At 45.4% G+C, this 19230-nt stretch carries 21 protein-coding genes; 15 read left to right on the top strand and 6 right to left on the bottom strand.

The window, feature by feature from the left end; genetic code table 11:
* The first annotated feature begins 71 nt into the window (after positions 1 to 71).
* The 9 genes from gspF to EKG39_RS22590 all read left to right on the top strand — a co-directional run bounded on the left by gspF (position 72) and on the right by EKG39_RS22590 (position 7264).
* Complete coding sequence (gene gspF / locus EKG39_RS22630) at positions 72 to 1295, top strand: type II secretion system inner membrane protein GspF (RefSeq protein WP_126508236.1); 1224 nt, start codon at positions 72 to 74, stop codon at positions 1293 to 1295.
* Between the two features lie 148 nt (positions 1296 to 1443).
* Complete coding sequence (gspG, locus tag EKG39_RS22625) at positions 1444 to 1878, top strand: type II secretion system major pseudopilin GspG (RefSeq protein ID WP_126508235.1); 435 nt, start codon at positions 1444 to 1446, stop codon at positions 1876 to 1878.
* 29 nt (positions 1879 to 1907) lie between these two features.
* The gene (gene gspH, locus EKG39_RS22620) at positions 1908 to 2480 is read left to right on the top strand and encodes a type II secretion system minor pseudopilin GspH (RefSeq protein ID WP_126508234.1); all 573 of its coding nucleotides are present in this window, start codon (positions 1908 to 1910) and stop codon (positions 2478 to 2480) included.
* A gap of 87 nt (positions 2481 to 2567) precedes the next feature.
* Positions 2568 to 2939, top strand: a complete 372-nt coding sequence (gene gspI / locus EKG39_RS22615) for a type II secretion system minor pseudopilin GspI (protein ID WP_281276288.1) — start codon at positions 2568 to 2570, stop codon at positions 2937 to 2939.
* On the top strand, positions 2920 to 3666 hold the full coding sequence (gspJ, locus tag EKG39_RS22610; RefSeq protein WP_126508233.1) for a type II secretion system minor pseudopilin GspJ: 747 nt from the start codon (positions 2920 to 2922) through the stop codon (positions 3664 to 3666). Before gspI ends, gspJ begins: the two co-directional genes overlap by 20 nt.
* Entirely contained in the window at positions 3666 to 4664 is a 999-nt protein-coding gene (gspK, locus tag EKG39_RS22605) for a type II secretion system minor pseudopilin GspK (protein ID WP_126508232.1), read from the top strand. The genes gspJ and gspK overlap by 1 nt, the downstream gene beginning before the upstream one ends.
* An 87-nt stretch (positions 4665 to 4751) precedes the next feature.
* Complete coding sequence (gene gspL / locus EKG39_RS22600) at positions 4752 to 5945, top strand: type II secretion system protein GspL (protein ID WP_126508231.1); 1194 nt, start codon at positions 4752 to 4754, stop codon at positions 5943 to 5945.
* A gap of 1 nt (position 5946) precedes the next feature.
* Positions 5947 to 6423 carry a type II secretion system protein M gene (locus EKG39_RS22595; RefSeq protein WP_126508230.1) on the top strand — a complete coding sequence of 159 codons (477 nt, stop codon included), beginning with the start codon at positions 5947 to 5949 and terminating at the stop codon, positions 6421 to 6423.
* Between the two features lie 82 nt (positions 6424 to 6505).
* Positions 6506 to 7264 carry a type II secretion system protein N gene (locus tag EKG39_RS22590; protein ID WP_126508229.1) on the top strand — a complete coding sequence of 253 codons (759 nt, stop codon included), beginning with the start codon at positions 6506 to 6508 and terminating at the stop codon, positions 7262 to 7264.
* 176 nt (positions 7265 to 7440) lie between these two features.
* On the opposite strand, the gene yrfG is transcribed toward EKG39_RS22590, so the two are convergent.
* Positions 7441 to 8106: a GMP/IMP nucleotidase gene (gene yrfG / locus EKG39_RS22585; RefSeq protein WP_126508228.1), complete on the bottom strand. Its 666-nt coding sequence runs from the start codon at positions 8104 to 8106 to the stop codon at positions 7441 to 7443.
* Between the two features lie 88 nt (positions 8107 to 8194).
* Here yrfG and nudE point away from each other — a divergent pair, with 88 nt between their 5' ends.
* From nudE to EKG39_RS22565, 4 genes are read left to right on the top strand one after another with little or no spacing between them, the layout of a single operon-like run.
* A complete protein-coding gene (nudE, locus tag EKG39_RS22580) occupies positions 8195 to 8740 on the top strand; it encodes an ADP compounds hydrolase NudE (protein WP_126508227.1) in 546 nt (181 codons plus the stop codon).
* 56 nt (positions 8741 to 8796) lie between these two features.
* Positions 8797 to 9609: a 3'(2'),5'-bisphosphate nucleotidase CysQ gene (gene cysQ, locus EKG39_RS22575; protein ID WP_126508226.1), complete on the top strand. Its 813-nt coding sequence runs from the start codon at positions 8797 to 8799 to the stop codon at positions 9607 to 9609.
* Complete coding sequence (locus tag EKG39_RS22570; RefSeq protein WP_126508225.1) at positions 9602 to 10048, top strand: GNAT family N-acetyltransferase; 447 nt, start codon at positions 9602 to 9604, stop codon at positions 10046 to 10048. Before cysQ ends, EKG39_RS22570 begins: the two co-directional genes overlap by 8 nt.
* A 31-nt stretch (positions 10049 to 10079) precedes the next feature.
* A complete protein-coding gene (locus EKG39_RS22565) occupies positions 10080 to 11837 on the top strand; it encodes an MFS transporter (RefSeq protein ID WP_126508224.1) in 1758 nt (585 codons plus the stop codon).
* Between the two features lie 63 nt (positions 11838 to 11900).
* Here the strand turns inward: EKG39_RS22565 and mnmH are convergent, their stop codons facing one another.
* From mnmH to EKG39_RS22550, 3 genes are all read right to left on the bottom strand, one after another.
* Positions 11901 to 13010 (bottom strand): tRNA 2-selenouridine(34) synthase MnmH, encoded by a 1110-nt coding sequence (mnmH, locus tag EKG39_RS22560; RefSeq protein ID WP_126508223.1) that lies wholly within the window; start codon positions 13008 to 13010, stop codon positions 11901 to 11903.
* Positions 13010 to 14050, bottom strand: coding sequence for a selenide, water dikinase SelD (selD, locus tag EKG39_RS22555; protein ID WP_126508222.1), 1041 nt, complete (start codon positions 14048 to 14050; stop codon positions 13010 to 13012). Before selD ends, mnmH begins: the two co-directional genes overlap by 1 nt.
* 231 nt (positions 14051 to 14281) lie before the next feature.
* A complete protein-coding gene (locus EKG39_RS22550) occupies positions 14282 to 15388 on the bottom strand; it encodes an acyl-CoA desaturase (protein ID WP_126508221.1) in 1107 nt (368 codons plus the stop codon).
* A 155-nt stretch (positions 15389 to 15543) separates the two neighbouring features.
* On the opposite strand from EKG39_RS22550, the gene fabR reads away from it, so the two are divergent.
* Complete coding sequence (gene fabR, locus EKG39_RS22545; RefSeq protein ID WP_126508245.1) at positions 15544 to 16158, top strand: HTH-type transcriptional repressor FabR; 615 nt, start codon at positions 15544 to 15546, stop codon at positions 16156 to 16158.
* 121 nt (positions 16159 to 16279) lie between these two features.
* Here the strand turns inward: fabR and trmA are convergent, their stop codons facing one another.
* A complete protein-coding gene (gene trmA / locus EKG39_RS22540) occupies positions 16280 to 17377 on the bottom strand; it encodes a tRNA (uridine(54)-C5)-methyltransferase TrmA (RefSeq protein WP_126508220.1) in 1098 nt (365 codons plus the stop codon).
* 130 nt (positions 17378 to 17507) lie between these two features.
* On the opposite strand from trmA, the gene murI reads away from it, so the two are divergent.
* Positions 17508 to 18332 (top strand): glutamate racemase, encoded by an 825-nt coding sequence (gene murI, locus EKG39_RS22535; protein ID WP_126508219.1) that lies wholly within the window; start codon positions 17508 to 17510, stop codon positions 18330 to 18332.
* Between the two features lie 27 nt (positions 18333 to 18359).
* On the opposite strand, the gene EKG39_RS22530 is transcribed toward murI, so the two are convergent.
* Positions 18360 to 18830, bottom strand: a complete 471-nt coding sequence (locus EKG39_RS22530; RefSeq protein ID WP_126508218.1) for an RNA recognition motif domain-containing protein — start codon at positions 18828 to 18830, stop codon at positions 18360 to 18362.
* Positions 18831 to 19230: the final 400 nt, after the last annotated feature.

Genomic DNA, 19230 nt, shown 5'->3' with positions numbered 1-19230 from the left:
CTTGGTTTTAGGGCAAATTGATTTTCGCCTCTCAAGGGGTGCTTTGAGTTGTGTTGGTGTGGAGGTCAGTCATGCCAGCATTTGAATACAAGGCGTTAGACTCAAAAGGTAAGCAACAAAAGGGTGTGATGGAAGCCGATACGGCACGCCATGCCCGAGGTCAGCTTCGCGAACAACGTTTGATGCCGCTCGAGATCACCCCTGTTGTTGAAAAAGAATCCAAAGCGAAATCGACCGGCAAGAGTTTCTTTCAGCGAGGTATCTCAGTTGCGGAACTTGCGTTAATCACTCGCCAGGTCGCAACTTTAGTTGCTGCCGGTTTACCTGTCGAAGAGGCATTAAAGGCGGTAGGACAGCAGTGCGAGAAAGACAGATTAGCCAGTATGATTATGGCAGTCAGATCCCGCGTCGTCGAAGGTTATAGTCTTGCAGATTCTATGGCAGAGTTTCCCCACATTTTCGACGATCTCTATCGCGCTATGGTGGCTTCGGGTGAAAAATCCGGCCACCTCGAAGTCGTGCTCAACCGTCTTGCCGATTACACCGAGAGAAGACATCAGTTAAAGAGTAAGATGACTCAGGCGATGATCTATCCTGTGGTGCTAACCGTTGTAGCAATCAGTGTTATCGCGATTTTGCTGGCCGCAGTAGTACCTGAGGTGGTGGGTCAGTTTGAGCATATGGGACAGGAGCTCCCCTGGACAACCCTGTTATTAATCGCCTCATCTGATTTTGTAAGAGATTACGGCTTGCTGGTTTTGGGCGTCATCGTCATAGGTTTTGTGCTGTTTAGGCGGCTACTGACAAAAGCCGAATATCGAATGAAGTACGATAGCTTACTACTCGTGTTTCCGGTTATTGGTCGTGTCAGCAAAGGGCTCAATACAGCCCGATTTGCACGAACTTTAAGTATTTTGACCGCAAGTGCGGTGCCACTGCTGGATGCAATGCGTATTGCCAGTGAAGTGCTTATCAATGTGAAAGTACGAGCTGCAGTTGAAGAGGCTACCGCCAGAGTTCGGGAAGGTACCAGTTTAGGTGCTGCACTGACTAATACGAAACTTTTTCCTCCTATGATGCTCTATATGATCACATCGGGTGAAAAGAGTGGTCAACTCGAGCAGATGCTGGAGCGAGCGGCCGATAACCAGGATAGGGAGTTCGAGTCCAATGTGAATATTGCGCTGGGTGTATTTGAACCTCTGCTCGTGGTGAGTATGGCTGCCGTGGTGCTGTTTATCGTGTTAGCTATTCTGCAACCGATCTTAGAGTTGAATAATATGATCAGTGGCTAAATTCCGGTCATCAAAAATGTGTCGTTAAATGAATTTAACTGTGAACCTGACTTTAAGGCAGAATAGCAGTAACTAAATAACAGTTTTATCTATTTCTCTGCGTCGAGCGATTGTGATGTGGAGCGGTTTCAATAAGAGGACGTTGTTAATGCAAGCAAGAAACAAACAGAAAGGTTTTACCTTACTCGAAGTGATGGTTGTTATCGTGATCTTAGGTATCTTAGCCTCTATGGTTGTGCCTAACTTGATGGGTAATAAAGATAAGGCCGATCTGCAGAAAGCCGTTTCGGATATCGTTGCGTTAGAGAATTCTTTGGATATGTATAAGCTGGATAACAGTATCTACCCAACGACAGAGCAGGGGTTAGAGGCGTTAGTTCAGAAGCCTACAATTTCACCTGAGCCACGTAATTACCGCGCCGATGGTTATGTGAAGCGTTTACCACAGGATCCATGGAGAAATGATTACCTGCTACTTAGTCCGGGCGAGAATGGCAAGTTAGATGTGTTCAGTGCCGGCCCCGATGGTCAACCAGGTACCGAAGATGATATCGGTAACTGGAATCTGCAAGATTTTCAGTAAACTTGCTATTCGTTGATTAACGAAAACCGATGAAGCCGCAAAAAGGTTTTACCTTGATGGAAGTGTTGCTGGTCGTCCTTTTGATGGGGCTGGCCGCTTCCGCTGTGACTATGAGTCTCAGTGGTGCCGATAAACAAAGAGAGTTGGAGAGAACGGCTTTACAGTTTATGGCCTCGACTGAGATGGTTCTCGATGAGACCGTACTCAGTGGATACTTCATCGGCATAGTGATCGATGATGAAAGCTACAAATATGTCTTTTACGACGAAGGTAAATGGAAGCCCCTGGCTCAGGATCGAATCTTATCCGAAAGACAGATGGAATTTGGAGTTAAGCTGGATCTTATCCTGGATGGCTTACCTTTAGTCCAGGATGATGAAGAGAAAGACACTTGGTTCGAAGAGCCTCTGATTGAAAAGTCTGAAGAGGATAAGAAGAAGTTTCCTGAGCCTCAGGTGATGCTTTTCCCAAGCGGAGAGATGAGTGCTTTCGAACTTATCTTTTCCAGCAAAGATGAATCCGGTAGAGATATCGAAGCTCTGGTCGTGGGTGATTCTCTTGGTCGATTATCTTTGGGAAGAGACGATGGATTCGATGATTAACATATTCATTAAAAAGCCCTGCTTTCCCCGGGCTGTATCATATTTGAGCTGTGTGTTGCTAACGACTAAAACGGTTGGGCATAGATTGTGAATCATAGCGTTAAAGGCATGACCTTACTCGAAGTTATCGTCGCTTTAGCCGTATTTGCCATTGCCGCGGTGTCGATCACTAAGAGCCTGGGAGATCAAATTGCCAACATGCCAATCTTAGAGGAGCGGACCTATGCACAATGGGTTGCCGACAATGAGATGGTCGAGGCGAGGCTGGAACCGAAGTTTCCTGATCTGGGTAAGAAAGAGGGGCAAACTGAACTGGCTGGCCGAGATTGGTATTGGCGTAAAGAGGTGGTAAAAACCACGGATGACAAATTCAGAATGATCCGCATCAGTGTCAGTGATGATGAACGCTACACACGTATTCTTGGCCAGGTAAGTAGCTATGTACTTAACCAAGACTAGAGTTATCGCAGGTTTTACCTTGCTTGAGATGTTAGTCGCCATCGCTATTTTTGCCATGTTGGGACTCGCGGCTAACTCAGTCCTGCACACTGTGATTCAAAATGATGCCGCGACAAAAGAGTTTTCCGGCAAGCTCAAATCAATGCAGCAGGGCTTCGGGGCGCTCGAGCGTGATTTAGGCCAGATGGTGGCGCGCACACCTCGACTGCTCGAGGGGGGACGCGGTACAACAGTATTTCAGACCGGTGAAGATATTCTGGATTCAGAATCAGAGGCACTGGTTTTCTTTCGTCTGGGTTGGTTGAACCCCGATGGCTTGTTGCCCCGAGGTAGCATTCAATCTGTAGCCTATGTGGTGCAGGATAACAATCTTGAGCGCTGGTATTATCCCTATCCGGAGCCGGAGTTCGGCAGTGAGCCGATCAAAACTATCGTCATCAAAGATGTGATCTCGGTGGAATACTCCTTCTTTTTAGAAGATAAGTGGGAGAGAAAAGTCGATGGGACTAAGCTGCCGAAAGCGATTGCGATGGAAATCGAACTAGAAGGGTATGGTAAAATTCAGCGTAAGTTTTTGCTGCCAACAGGGGCTCCCGTAGGCTCGGGAAGCGATGACAATGGTGGCAACAACAATGGCGGCAATAACTCAGGTAATAATTCAGGTAATAATGGAAATAACAACTCCGGTAGTGGCAGCGGAAACGGCGCTAGCGGGGGCAAAGAATAGTGGTTAAGAAGCTTCCCGGTAAGCAGCGAGGTGTTGCACTCATCGTTGTACTATTGATTGTGGCCATGGTGGCCATTATCGCGACCAATATTAATAGTCGCAATCAACTTTCGGTCAGGCGTACATTGAATTTAACTCAATATGATCAGGCATTTTGGTATGCGATCTCGGCCGAAGAGTTAACCAAGAAAGTGTTGAAGCAAGATCTCGATGATGCCGATAGTACGGTTCACCTGCAGCAGTATTGGGCCCAGGCCGATGTGGTTTTCCCTGCCGAGCACGGTGAGATTGGCGGAACGATCAGTGATATGCGTTCCTGTTTTAACCTCAACGCCTTGTCTATCGAGAGTAAAGAGGTTGAGAATGGTCAGCCGAAACTTCCCCTGCCGGCGGTGCAATATAAGGGGTTGCTGGTCGCATTAGGGATGGATGAGTTTTCGGCGGAGCGGCTGACTCATACCTTAAAAGATTATATCGATGAAGACAGCACTGCGAGTCCATTTGGCGCCGAAGATGCCGATTATGAATCGAGGAATGTACCCTATAGGGCGGCAAATACTCTGATGAGTCACCGCAGTGAGCTAAGAGCTGTTATGGGATATACCCAAGATATCTATCTCAAGCTGTTGCCCTATATCTGTGTCATTCCGGGCGATGATCGCCAGCTGCTCAATGTGAATACGTTGAAAGTCGAGCAGGCAGCCTTAATGGCCGGCATGTTTGATAATAAGATTTCCGTTGGCGAGGCCGAGAGCATCATCAATCAACGACCCGGTGATGGCTTCGAAAATATAGAAGACTTTTGGTCAAACTCATCTTTGGCCAACCTGCAATCGGAAGCTGACTTGAAAACAACATTTGTCGTCGACAGTAACTACTTCCTATTAGAGGCCGGGGCAAAAGTCGATAATGCGACGTTTCGGCTCGATAGTGTGTTGAAGCGAGGCAGTGACAATAAGATGGATATCCTGACCCGGCAGTTTGGCGGTCAGAAATAGAATTATTATTACCCGGCGTCGGGTGGTAAAAGAATAAAAATGAGATAACCTCATCGGGTGAGTTGATGAGGTTTGTGGAGAGTTAATGTGAGTGAGAGACTATTTATCCGCTTAGGAACAACCTCAGAGCAGCCTTGCTCTTGGCTGGTTTGGTCTGAGCAGGAACAAGAGATCATCGCCTCTGGTGAGGTAAAGGATGCAGGGGCTCTGTCGAGTCTGACTGAGCGCGCCGGTAATCGCCCTGTAGATGTATTAGTTCCCTCTTCTTCGATCACCCTGACTAAGGTCGATCTCCCCGAAAAAGGACAACGCCAGGCAATACAGGCACTCCCCTTTATGCTCGAAGAGAGCTTGGCCGAGAATGTTGACCAACTTCACTTTGTGACAGGCCCACGCAGTGGGGAGTCTTTGAGTGTCGCTGTGGTTGCCCATGAACAGATGCAAGATTGGCTTAATTGGCTCAGTGAAGCTGGTTTGAAGGCCAAAAGACTCGTTCCCGACTGTCTGGCTCTACCACTGGAGCAGTGTCAGTGGGCTGCAATGAAGTTCAATCGTGAGTATTTGCTCAGAACCGGCGAAGGTGCGGGTGTCAGCCTGAGTGAAGAGTGGATGAACAGTGTGCTGCCTAAACTGCTGCCCCTCGAATCTGAAACGCCTGTGACAGTCGCAGCCTACAGTGAGCTATCACTGACGGGCACAGAAGTACAGGAGCAGGCGCTTGAGTTACCTATGTTAGTGCTGGCTAAGGGAGTCTTAACTGCGCCTTTGAACTTGTTATCCGGTGCATATACGCCTAAGCGAGAGTATGGCAAAAACCTTACCTTATGGCGCAATGTCGCGATAGTCGCCGTAGTTGCCTTATTACTGGCTTTAGTCAATAAAGGCCTCAACATCTATCAGATCAATGCTGAACAGGCGCGCTTGCAGGTGGAAAGTGAGGCAATTTATAAGCGAGTGGTTCCCGGAAGCTCGCGCATCGTCAATCTCAGATCTCAGATGGATAGAGAGTTACGCAGCATGCAGGGTCAGGGAGGCGGTAGTGAATTCTTCTCTATGCTTGAGGGACTCGAAGAGGCCTTTACTCAGGTTGTAGATTTGAAACCGACAACTTTACGCTTCGATAGTGCCCGCAACGAACTCCGAATGCAGGTGACCGCTAAGAGTTATGCACAGATTGAACAGTTTAAGACGATCGTTTCACGTTCATATCAGCTTGATTCGGGAGCTATGAACAGTGGCGAAGATGCCGTAACCAGTACATTAACGCTGAGGAGTAAGTAAGATGGAGAACCTTAAAGCGTGGTGGAACGGCCTTATCTTAAGAGAGCAGCAGCTGGTTGGTACTTGTGCTGTCGTGCTTGTTATTGGCATATTTTATTGGGGGATCTGGACTCCGATATCCAATGCCGAAGTCGATGCCGAGCGTCGACTGCAGGCACAAGAGAGTACATTGAACTTTGTTAAGCAAACCGCAAATAAAATCGAGGGTTTGAAACAAAGTGGCACTCAATCAAAGTTTAAGGGCAGCTTAAGTGCCGCCGTTAACCAGAGTGCGGGAGCATTTGGATTAGAGATAACTCGTATGCAGCCTCAGGGTAACAAGATCCAGTTATGGATGGACGATGTACCGTTCGACTCATTGCTTGGATACTTGAATGAATTGGTTCAGGAGAAAGGGTTATCGTTAGATAGCATAGATCTGGCTGAATCGGATGTGCCTGGATTAGTCCGTGTTCGACGTATTCAGTTATCACAATAATACCAAGCATACGCATATTTTTAATTAACAATATGACTTAGTACTTGGCATTGACAGTGACTGTTTTTATTAAGGTAGTGTAGTGAATTTAGCAAAAAAAGTTATCATTGGCGTGTTGATCTATCTGGTGTTTTTGATCGCATTATTGCCGGCAAGTGTCGTCGTTAGGCTAGCACCATTACCTAATACGATAAGTTTGAGTGGAGTATCCGGTTCGATATGGTCGGGAAGTGTTGAAACCCTAACCATTCAAAAGAGACAGCTGGAGCAGGTGCAGTGGCAGCTGAGTCCCTGGTCTCTGTTTCTCGGTAAGGCTAAGTTAGATCTTGTGATTGGTAACCGTGGCACCGCGGTTAACGGTAAAGGTTTGGTGACACTCTCTATGAGTGGTATCAATGCGCAAGGATTACGATTTGAGGCGCCGGGAAGTTTCCTGATAGGCAATACCAGGTTACCGTTTCGCACTAAAATTGGTGGTGATATCAGCCTGTTCATCGAGGAGCTAGCTCAAGGCCAGCCTTGGTGTGAGCAGTTAACGGGGAAAATTTTCCTTAATAGTGCCAAGGTGAAAAATCAGTTTGGTGATTACCCTTTGGGTGATATCGAATTGGGCCTAAGCTGTGTCGATGGTAATGTCAAAGTGAACTCCGATGAGACGATGAACCAACTCGGCTTAAGTGGCACCGTGCTAGTGAAGGCGGAGAAGATGGTACAGATTTCGGCTAAGATCAAAGAGACACAATCTCAACCTGAAGATCTTAAGAAGGCACTTAGCTTCTTAGGTAAGAAGGATAGCCAAGGATATTATCCGATTAGTTATCAAGGGCGAATCCCTTTGTAGGCTGAAGATTCTATCTTTCATAGCAGTTTTAAAAGGCACTAAACAGTGCCTTTTTTGTGTCTGGCCATAAATGTTCCCTACATTTGTTGGCATTCCCACCATCCCTGGCAGTCAGAACACTTATAAAGACTTACCATGGATGGTGTAAAGTCTTCGTTGTGTCTGGGAATAGGCTTTCAATAAGCTAAAAGGTCATCCAATAGCAGGTGATAGTTCCCAATCGATGGAAAATCGCTAAAAACCTTATCCGGTTTTTGGCTGTCCGGATTGGTGATACCCAGCAGGTAGCTCACCCCGGCAGTTTTTGCGGCCTTTAGAATGGCCTCGCTGTCATCCACAAACAGACAACGGCTTGGGTCTAAGTTGAACTGTTTAAACAGATGCTGCCAAAACTGTGGGTGCTCCTTGGGGTAACCCGTTTCATGGCTTGAGAGCATCTTATCTAATCCTTTTTCAAGCTCCGTATGCTCCAGCTTTAGTGAAAGGCTGTGAGGGTGAGCATTGGTCACCAGAATACGTGACTTACCTTGTACGCCTAAGGCCAGTAAGAAAGGCATACTGTCTTGTCTGAGCTGGATCCTGTCGACTAATGTTTTATGTAATCCCTTAATATCTATCTGTAACTCCTGTTGCCAATAGTCCAGACAATACCAATCTAAAGTACCGAATACTTTCTGGTATGCGGCTTCAACTAATTGCTGAGCAGCTTGGCTATCGAGCCCTTTCTGACGGCTTAGTTCTTTGGGGACCAGGCTTAACCAAAAGTGATTATCGAAATGAAGGTCCAGCAGGGTGCCATCCATATCGAGTAATACTGTATCTATCTTATTCCATGGAAACATATGATCTGTTCAAATTCTGGTTGTAGATTAAAAACATAATAGTAAGATTGTATTGTTAAGCAAATACCAATTTTATTCAGGAACTTTCATGAAGGACAAGAAACCGGAAATTTTAGGCGCAGAGATCGTTGCCCAAAGCCGCCTGTTTAAGATCGAACAGGTGCATCTGAAGTTTTCGAATCAGGTCGAGCGTCAATATGAAAGGATGAAGGGCAATAACCGTGGCGCTGTCATGGTGGTTCCTGTACTCAACAGTGAAACTCTGCTTCTTGGCAGAGAGTACGCCGCCGGAACTCACTCTTATGAACTCGGTTTTCCTAAGGGGCTAATCGATCCAGGAGAGGAGGCTCATGAAGCGGCAAACAGAGAGCTGCAGGAGGAGATTGGATATGGTGCAGCTAAACTTACACACCTTATGGAACTCAGTTTAGCTCCCGGCTATTTTGCCAGTAAGATGCAAATTTTTATTGCAGAGGAGCTATTTGAAAGCCAACTCGAGGGGGATGAACCTGAGCCAATCGAGCTGATCCATTGGCCCCTGGATAGATGGCAGTCTCTTTTAGAGCTGGAAGATTTTTCTGAATCAAGAAGTGTGAGTGCCTTGTTTTTAGCTCAGAAATATCTAAAACTATAATTGTTTGAAGTACAGATTTAATAAAGTTTTACTTGTTGTGGGCTGTTGGAGCGGTTATGAAGCCAGAAGATTACATAGAGCAAGTTATTGATATCGCAGTTAAGGCTGGTTCAGAGATTCGAAATATCTATCTGAATGGCACATTTGATAAAGAGGTTAAATCGGATAATACCCCGGTCACCTCTGCTGATATAGCAGCGCACAATATTATCAGTTCAGCGCTGAAGACATTAACGCCGGATATTCCGGTTTTGTCTGAAGAAGATGCCGATATTCCTTTCTCTGAGAGAGAGCATTGGAACCGTTACTGGCTCGTCGATCCTCTCGATGGTACCGGGGAGTTTATTGCCGGGAGTGGGGATTTTTCGGTCATCATCGCTCTGGTCGAACATAACCGTCCCATCATGGGGGTAGTTTATGTCCCTATGACAGAAGTGTGCTACTACGCTATTGCAGGGCTCGGTGCCTACAAGCGAGATGAGCAGTCGGAAATCAGGATAATCAGTAATCAGCTTGCCGATAGCGATGAACCGCCATTGAAGCTCGCGGTGAGCCGTCGTCAGGATCCCCAGTCAGTATTGAAGCTTTTTAATCAGCCAAAGCATTGTGAATTGATTGTGCTCGGTGGCGCAGCCCTGAAGAGCTGTCTTATTGCTGAAGGCAAAGCCGATTGTTATGTCCGTATTGGTCCAACTGGTGAGTGGGATACCGGTGCCGCACAGATTATTATCGAGGAAGCTGGCGGTCAGATAATGGATCTTGAGCTTCAGCCGCTGAGTTATAATGAGCGTGAAAGTCTGGAAAACCCCAACTTTATCGTTGTCGGCTCTCCTCACCTCGAGTGGGACAGAATTTTATTAAATGAGTAACGCTATACAGATACGCCTTGCCGATAAGAGTGATCTTCAAGGCGTAAATGTGCTCGAGCAGATCTGCTTTCCCGGCCATTGTTACCCGGACTTTTTTTTTCGCCAGGCCTTAGATTGTTGGCCAGAGGGATTCTTGTTGGCCTGCGATGATGGGACTCCACAGGGGTATCTACTCGCTTCTCCGGGAGCTGAACCGCATCTTTGCTGGATCTTATCCGTCGCTGTCAATGAAACATTGCGGGGGCGTGGCATAGGACGCAAGCTCTTGACTCAATTTCTGAATAGACTGCCCCCATCGGTCACTCATGTAAACCTGACCGTTGCGCCTGAAAATAGTGCTAAGGAGCTGTACCTGAAATTGGGCTTCGAAGAGACTGGCTATGAATCGGATTATTTTGGCGATGATGAACCAAGGTTGTTGCTAACTTATGTTAAGTAGATTCTTCTATGGGCTCTTTTGAGGGAAAAATATGGTTCTGAGCAGACGCTTTTTCCCCTACTTTGTAACTCAGTGCCTTGGCGCGCTGAACGACAATGTCTATAAAAATGTTTTACTCCTGTTCGTCACTTATTCTCAAGTCGAAAGCCTGCCTATAGGGGTTAACCTTTTTGTCAATTTAGCCGCAGGTTTGTTTATATTGCCATTCTTTCTGTTCTCAGCTCATGCGGGAATTATTGCGGATAATATGGATAAGGCTCTGCTGATAAAGCGTCTTAAACTGTTAGAAGTGATCATCATGCTTTGCGCCGCCGTGGCAATACTCACCCAAAGCTATCTGTTGATGTTATTACTGCTCTTTCTGACCGGTGTTCAATCCGCCTATTTTGGACCGGTTAAATACTCTCTCCTGCCTCAGGTGCTTAAAGATAAAGAGTTAGTCAAGGGTAACGCTTGGGTTGAAATGGGGACCTTCATCTCCATTCTCACGGGAACGATCACCGCAGGTTTCATTGTCGCAAGCGACAGCCCTAAGTTTTTCGCTGCCATGTCGGTATGTTTTCTGGCCCTGTCTGGCTACCTTTCTAGCCTGCTGATTCCGGCGATACCGTTAAACCGTGAACCCAATAAGCTGCGTTTTGCTCCTTTCTCCGGCACTATCAATAGCATCAGAAAAGTGCAACGTACCCCCTCTATATGGATAGCTGTTCTGGCTATCAGTTGGTTCTGGTTTCTTGGTGCTACTTACCTGACTCAGTTTCCGAACTTTGCCAAAATACACTTGCACTCGGGCGCTACTGTTGTCTCTCTGCTGTTAGCACTCTTCTCTATAGGGATTGCGGTTGGCTCTTTTACGTGTGAGCGGTTCTCGTTTAAACAGGTTGAATTGGGGCTACTGCCCTTTGGCTTACTGGGTTTGGCCCTATTCGGTGTAGACCTTTATTGGGCGATTCCAGGTGGAGCATGGGAGCAAGAGCAGGTTTATACCGCCCTCTCATTTCTTTATGAGTCAAAGCATTATCGATTGATGTTTGATCTCTTTATGGTGGGAGTAAGTGGCGGCGTCTTCATTGTCCCCCTATACGCATTTATTCAAGCCAGGACAAAAGAGGGTGAGTGTGCTCAGGCTATAGCAGCAAATAACATTTTAAATGCGTTATTTATGGTGGTTTCGGCTCTTGTTTCAATGATTATTCTTGGGATATTGAACTGGACCATTATTGAGTTATTTCTGTTACTCGCCATCACGAACTTTGCCGTCGGACTTTTTCTTTATATCAGACAACCTGAGCTCGGAATGAGGTTTATCGCTTATCTGCACTCGCGGATCTTTCATCCGGTAACTGTGATAGATAGAGACTTGATTCCCAGAACAGAGGGGGCCTTACTCATAGGTTCTAGCAGTACGCCTAAGGAGTTGTTCTTGCTGCAACACCTCTCTATAAGACAGATTCGTATTATGGTTAAAGGTGCCTTGAGGCAAGACTGGTGGTCTGGACTGCTGAGATGGAGTGGGAAGACGGTTGAATTTACTTTTTCCCAAAACATGGGAGTAGATGTGCATCATTGCGAAGAGCGGGAGGAGATGCTGAGTCAAATAGAACTTGCACTGTCTGACAACGAGTTAGTGTACCTGTCAAAGGAAGATTATCTACTCTTAAGCGATGCTCTTTCAGTGAGACTGGCCGCCTTCCCTAAGTGCAACATCAGTATTAACAGTTCAGAAGCGTCGAAGCCCGAGGCCGGAGGACAAAGAGCGGATACAAGTCTGATTGTTACTTTGGTTTAAAAAGAAAAAGCCTTTAACAAATATTAAAGGCCCTCTGTTTTCACACTGGGTTAGCAGTATGAATTATCTCTTTGACGAATATTCATCTAACCATTCATGCATGGCTTGATGTGATCCTTTGAAAATGATTCTGGATTGTTTCTTATCCAGCTGATATTGGTACATAGGATCGTAATATTTTGTGAGTAGCAAGGATATCCATTCCAGATGCGGCTGAGTATCGCCACGCTGGCGTTGAATATTGAGTGCATTAGCTATGATCGATTGAAATTGATCATGAAGCTGCCTACCGAGTCGTTTCTTAATTCCTGTAATGCTTTGGCTTAAGTACTCAGCAAAAGCATCGAACCCGGCTTCTTCACCTAAGCGCTCTACATAGCCGGAATGCATCTTATGCACATATTCGTTAAGTAACCTGTTTAGCCTGGCTTCCTCAGGTTCCTCAAGAACAAGCATATCAGCGGCTTGCATGCCCGAGTAGAACTGCTTAGGTATTGCAGAGCGTCCAATCAGGAAGCTTTCATCCTCAACAAGCAGACACTTTTCCGCTCTCTCCTGATGTTGGAGCAGTGAGACAGCCAGGCTATTCTCAAAGTTTATCTGACTGGGTTGTGGCTCATGATATCGCCCAAAACTGGAGCCACGATGATGGGCCAGCCCCTCGAGATCGATCGCCTCAGAGCGTTGAAGCAAAAAGTCAGTTTTACCACTGCCCGTTATGCCGCTGAGAATATGGATAGGGCTCTGTTTGGGAGCCTCATCTATCACTTCAATCAAGTATTGACGCATGGCTTTATAGCCGCCTTCAATATAGGGAATATCTATCCCGGCTTCTTTTATCCATTGCTGTGTCAGTTGAGATCTTAGCCCACCACGAAAGCAATAAAGATAGGCATCGGGATGTTGGTTTATAAACTCGAGCCATGCCTCGACTCTTTGTTGTTTGATTTTTCCATTGACCAGCGAATGGCCGAGAGCAATTGCCTCATCCTGGCCTTTATTCTTATAACAAGTTCCCACCTTTTGACGCTCACTATCTTGCATGAGTGGCAAGTTAGTACTCGATGGAAAAGCCCCCTTATTAAATTCTATAGGAGCTCTGACATCCATCATTGGGCGGCCACTGAGCATTATTTCTCTGTAGGCACTCTTGGGAACTATGTTTTGACTCATTAGAGGAGCTCCACTAATGTCGGCTGGTTTGAGTCGTTCAGACTTCCGATGCAGTCGGATGGAACTCCGTGTTTGCCGAGTAGTTCAATTAACTCACTCTCAGCTTCTGCAGAGACAGAGATAAGCAAGCCGCCACTTGTTTGAGGATCGCAGATAATGGCTTTCTGTTTGTCACTGAGCTTTGGTAGGTGTTCACTATAGCTGTCGAAGTTTCTATGTGTGCCGCCCGGGATACACCCCATCTCAAGGTACTGTTCCGCTTTAGGTAGTAACGGGATCTCAGACACTTGAATGCTGGCGTTTAAGCTTGCACCCTGACACATCTCAATCAGATGCCCTGCTAATCCGAAACCTGTCACATCGGTCATCGCGTTTACGCCGGATATTTTGGCTATGATAGGGCCTAAAATATTGAGTTGGCACATAGCATCGGCAGCAATATTAGTATCTTCTGCTGCTATCTTTTTCTGCTTCTGTGCAGTCGTTAATATACCAATGCCCAGGGGTTTGGTGATGTAGAGTTTGTCACCGGGTTTAGCCGTATTATTTTGTTTTAGCTCAGATAGAGGTATCTGCCCCGACACCGCGAGTCCGAATATGGGCTCGGGGGAATCGATACTGTGCCCTCCCGCTAACATGATTCCCGCATCGGCGCAGGCTTGACGCCCACCATCAACAACTTGCTGTGCTACCTCGGGTGATAGTTTATTGACTGGCCAGCCCAAGATCGCAATAGCCATCATTGGGGTGCCGCCCATGGCGTAGATATCGCTGATAGCATTGGTAGCCGCTATGCGGCCAAAGGTAAAAGGATCATCGACAATCGGCATAAAAAAGTCGGTGGTGCTGATGATACCGGTTTCATCATTGAGCTTGTAAACGGCTGCGTCATCTCTGGTTTGATTGCCAACCAGAATATTAGGATCTTCAAAGACAGGAAGTTGAGAGGCTAATATGGTGCTCAGGACTTTTGGAGATATTTTGCAGCCACATCCTGCTCCGTGACTGTATTCGGTAAGCTTTATTTCTGATTCTGACATGAACGCAAAAAGTCCGTTGATAAGATTGTTAGGCGGACATCATAGTCCTATAGCCAAATCACTTCAATAAACGGCGCATTGCAAGTCGACAAGTGACACTCTGGCCCCACCTTAACCTTCATAAGTAGTAATGTGAGTACTTATACGAGAACTTATATTTAGTACTATAAAGTTCAAAGCTAAGAGGCCACCATCTTAGGTGGCCGGATAGCGTTGTGCCCTATAGATTGATTATGCGTAAGTTGCCGTCAATAGCTGCCAGTTTTTTTGTTGAACAAGGAAACGTTGCTTCAGCTCCTCAACCTGTAACCTCAGTTGCTTGCTGGCGAGTTGCTTACGTTTCGCTTCCAGCAACTCTTTCTTCGCCTTGTAATAGTCAGCAAGATGCGACTTTAACAGTTCATATTCAGCCTGAAGTTTCTCTAATGCCTCATCACAGTTAGTTAGATTTGCCATTCGACTCTGAGTTCGTTTGAGTTGCATCTGTAACATGGCGCTCTCAATTCTCTCTTGAGGTGTGACACGTAGATCTTTTGCTAACCCAAGCCTGCTAAGGAAGTTGATAAGCCATTTTGTTGGGTCATATTGCCACCACTTAATGCCATTTCTATAGTCATTTTCAAAGATATGATGAAAGTTATGGTAGCCCTCACCGTAGGTAAGCAGGGCAATTATACCGTTATCTCTGGCGGTATTTTTATCTGTGTAGGGTTGGCTTCCCCACACATGGGCGAGAGAGTTGATGAAAAATGTACAGTGATGAACGACAACCAGTCTTAACAAGCCAGCCATCAAGAGCATGCCTAGTATGTCGCCGTTGAGCCAGCCAAGAAATACGGGTAGGCCGATATTCATCAGAACGACCAAGGCTAAGTAGTACTTGTGCTGCCACATGACAATCTTGTCATTTTGTAAGTCTCGAACATTTTTATAATCGTGATAACGCTGTGCCTGATACTCTCTTAGCATCCAACCTATATGGCTATACCAAAACCCCATTTTGGCTGAATAGGGATCTTTGTCGTTGTTATCGACATGTTTGTGGTGAACACGATGATCGGAAGACCAATGCAGGGCACTATTTTGCAATGCCAGTGCGCCACCTAAGGCAAAAATAAAGCGTACAGGTGAACTGGCTTTATAAGTTTTGTGTGACCAGAGTCTATGGTATCCAGCAGTGATAGATAGACCACTGGCAAAGGCAAAGCCAACAAAGGCCAGCCATTCAGTTAAGCCATAACCATGTAGGATCCCATACCAAGGGACAAGGATCGCGGCGCCAAGAAATGTGATGGCAAATAGCGACACATTGGTCCAAATTAACGGAGGTTTATTCATTATTATTATCCAGTTCAACTTTGAGCGTACATCTGTACGCTAATTTAGCCTGTCAAACTGATTAGGTCAAGTTAGAAGCGAGATCAAGGGGCTGCGTTTTACCATCAAAAAATGTATCATCTCGTGATAACACCTAAGACAGCGGATCCATCATGATGGGTATAAGAGCACAGCAGAAAGAGAAGACACGTCGGGCACTCGTCGATGCGGCGTTCAATCAATTAAATGCTGAGCGTAGTTTCTCCAGCCTGAGTTTGCGTGAAGTTGCGCGAGAAGCCAAAATTGCACCTACTTCGTTTTATCGTCATTTCAAAGATATGAATGAGCTTGGACTCACCATGGTCGATGAAGGTGGTTTAACGCTGCGTCAGATGATGCGTAAAGGGCGCCAGCGAGCCGAGGCGGGCGGAAGTGTTATCCGAATTTCTGTCGATACCTTTATGGAAGTATTAGAATCAAACCCCAACGTGTTTCGAATTCTATTACACGAACGTTCGGGGACATCGGCACCATTTCGCGCTGCGGTGGCTCGCGAAATTGAGCATTTTATCTCGGAGTTAGCCCATTACACCGAAGCGACAGCGAAACGAAGCCCTGAATTAGCAAGAGCTCAGGCTGAAGCATTAGTCACACTGGTATTTAACGCGGGGGCTGCTGCGTTAGATATGAAGCGGGTGGACAGGAAAGTACTCGCTGACAGGCTGGTAATTCAGCTACGCATGGTGGCTAAAGGTTCTGAGGTGCTGCAACAAAAGATGGATAATAAGTAGAAGCTTTCTACGTTACACAGTTAAATTTTGCTCTATGATTCAGAAATCATTGTAGGGACAAAAAGTAGAGACAAAAGTAGAGAAAAAGGGCCTGGTTGGCCCTTTCTGTTTTCAGTCAGTTTTAACGTCTTTCTAAGAATACGCCCGACTCCATATGATCCGTATATGGGAATTGGTCAAATAGAGCAAAGCGGGTGATCTTATGTGTTTTGTTCAACTCTACTAGGTTGTCGATTAGAGTATTTGGATTACATGAGATGTAAACTATACGGTCGTAACCTTGCACCAGCTTCACTGTGTCTGGATCCATACCGGCTCTGGGCGGGTCAACGAAGATAGTATTGCAATTATAACTATCTAAATCGATCCCCTCTAAACGTCTGAAAGAACGTACCTTTGCCATTGCATCGGTGAAGTCCTCTGCCGACATACGGATGATCTGCAGATTGTCTATCTCATTTATCTTGATATTGTATTGTGCAGATTCAACTGACGGTTTTGCTAGTTCGGTAGCTAATACACGATCGAAATTTTGCGCCAGGGCAATTGAAAAATTACCATTACCACAATAGAGTTCAAGTAGATCGCCTTGGCTATTCTTAGTGACGTCAATAGCCCACTCCAACATCTTCACTGAGACTTTACCATTAGGTTGTGTAAAGCTATTTTCAATCTGATGATATTGAAGCTGTTGGTTGTTAACTGTTAATGACTCGATGACAAAGTCTTTGTCCATTATCAGCTTCTGTTTACGAGCTCTACCGATAATATTGATGTTGAAAGTGGCTGCTAATTTCTCTTTTAAGGATTTTGCTTCAACTTCCCACTGCGTATCAAGTTGCTTGTGATACAACAATGACACTAAGATTTCGCCGCTAAGTGTGGAAAGAAAGTCTATCTGGAATAACCTATGTCTCAGAGTTGGATTGGGCTTTAGCTCTTCCATAAGGGCTGGCATGACCTTATTGATCAATTCACTCGCAGGGAGAAATTGATCGCAACGGACTTTGCTATCGAGTGCTTTATCAAACATGTAGTAGTACATGTCTTCACCGTCATGCCATATGCGGAATTCGGCACGCATACGATAATGAGCAGGCTCGGAACTAAAAACTTCTAGCTTTGGTGTATCAAAATCAGTGAATATCTGTTCCAGCTTGATACGTTTTTCTTCGAGTTGCGCATCATAGGTATTAGGATCCATTGCTGCTAAATTCATTTATTGATCACCCTCGGTTTGATTTGGGGCGGAATTATTAACCTAGATTGCAAGGATGTCCAGTTTCTGGCTTCCGATTTTAGGGTTGTTGTGTGAAAATTCATGTATGCATACTAAGTGGAGAAGAGATTTGTCAGGACCAATCCTTGTTTTTGATTCAGGAATAGGTGGTTTATCTATTCTAGACGAGATTAGGCAAGTTCTACCTGATAAGCAATATTGCTACCTTTTCGATAATGCACGTCTGCCATACGGTGAGCTGGAAGAACAGCTACTTATAAGTGGATGCAAGACACTTATCACCTCTATAGTTAAAAGCATCGATGCATCATTAGTTGTTATCGCCTGCAATACGGCGAGTACCTTAGTTTTACCTACACTAAGGGAAGCGTTATCAATTCCTGTTGTCGGAGTAGTGCCGGCCATAAAACCTGCTGCAGCGCTTTCACGAAATAAGCATATTGGTGTACTGGCAACGCCGGGAACAATAAGGCGGCCATATACTCACGAATTGATAGAACAATTTGGGGTAGGTTGTAAGGTAGAACTATATGGTTCTTCTGAGCTGGTGCTGTTATCGGAGAGAAAGGCTGCCGGAGCCGATATCTTAGAATCCGACATCGCTAAAATATTAAAGCCGATTAAATGCAGCGGGCTGGACACACTTGTTTTGGGCTGCACACACTTCCCCATGCTCAAAGTCGAGATACAAGACTACCTGGGTAAAGATGTAATATTACTGGACTCTGCTAAGGCGGTGGCGGCAAGGGTAACCAGCCTAAGTCTGAAGTTGGGCGTAATGAATCGAGATCGAAATATTTCAAAAGATGAGGTTAATGTGCAGGACTCTGAGGAGATGAAAGCGCTATATACGTCTGAGGAAATTTGCGATGGGCTTAAAAACACATTAGCCAAAATTGGATTTTCTAAGATTGAAAAGGTCCAAGCTGGCTAATGAGTTTAGTGAGCATCAGAGTTAAGCTTAATTGTTAGCTTGATTCTCGCTCTTGTCAGCATCTTGTGATTTTGCTTCTCTTACTTTTAGTGTACGTTCCTGGAAATCGAATTCATTTAATTTAGACATGGCTTTCTTAGCACCAGCCTCTGACATTTCAATAAACCCAAAACCTTTACGTCGACCTGTCTTGCGATCTCGAACTAAACGCACAGAATTTACCGGACCGTATTTACCGAACAACTCCTTTACTTCACCTTCATGTACTCGGTAAGGCAAGTTACCTACATATAGTGTCATCGTTGGACCTGTGTACTGTTCAACACTTGTAGCATTATTACTAGGCGCTGATGATTGACTCTGAAGGGTAAATACAGCGCTCGCAATAATAGCACCAACAAAAAAAGCAACGGCAGCGTTTAGCTCTGGAGCGACAAAATTAATCGCTAATGCACCTAGGATGGCGATAATCAAAACAATAAGAAATGGCTTTTGCATATATATGTTCTCTGAAGAATTGATAAATAACTGTTAATAGCAGGTATATGGTAATGAATTATTTAGCATTACACTAGCCCATTGCCGAAAAAATGAACTTAATAGTTAACACCGCTATGCATTGCTGGCTGATTCGTGCTCGAAACGTGGTAAAAACGAGCAAAAAAACACAGGTCTGCACAAAACTTCAACGTATGGACGTTAAAGTGATAAAAAGGGGTTGTGCTCCGCTCTGAGATCCCTATAATGCGCAACCACTGACACGGCACAGCAGGCATACAGCCTACATCTCGTAAGAGAGTGCAGTTGAAGTTGAGTTAACTTTTTAACGAAAGATAACTCAGGCAGAAAAGCCTTTAAGAGTTTCATTTGTTGTTCTCTTATATAAGTCTCTTGTATA

Source organism: Shewanella atlantica (assembly GCF_003966265.1).
Lineage (GTDB): Bacteria > Pseudomonadota > Gammaproteobacteria > Enterobacterales > Shewanellaceae > Shewanella > Shewanella atlantica.
This window is presented reverse-complemented; position numbering and strand designations above follow the sequence as displayed.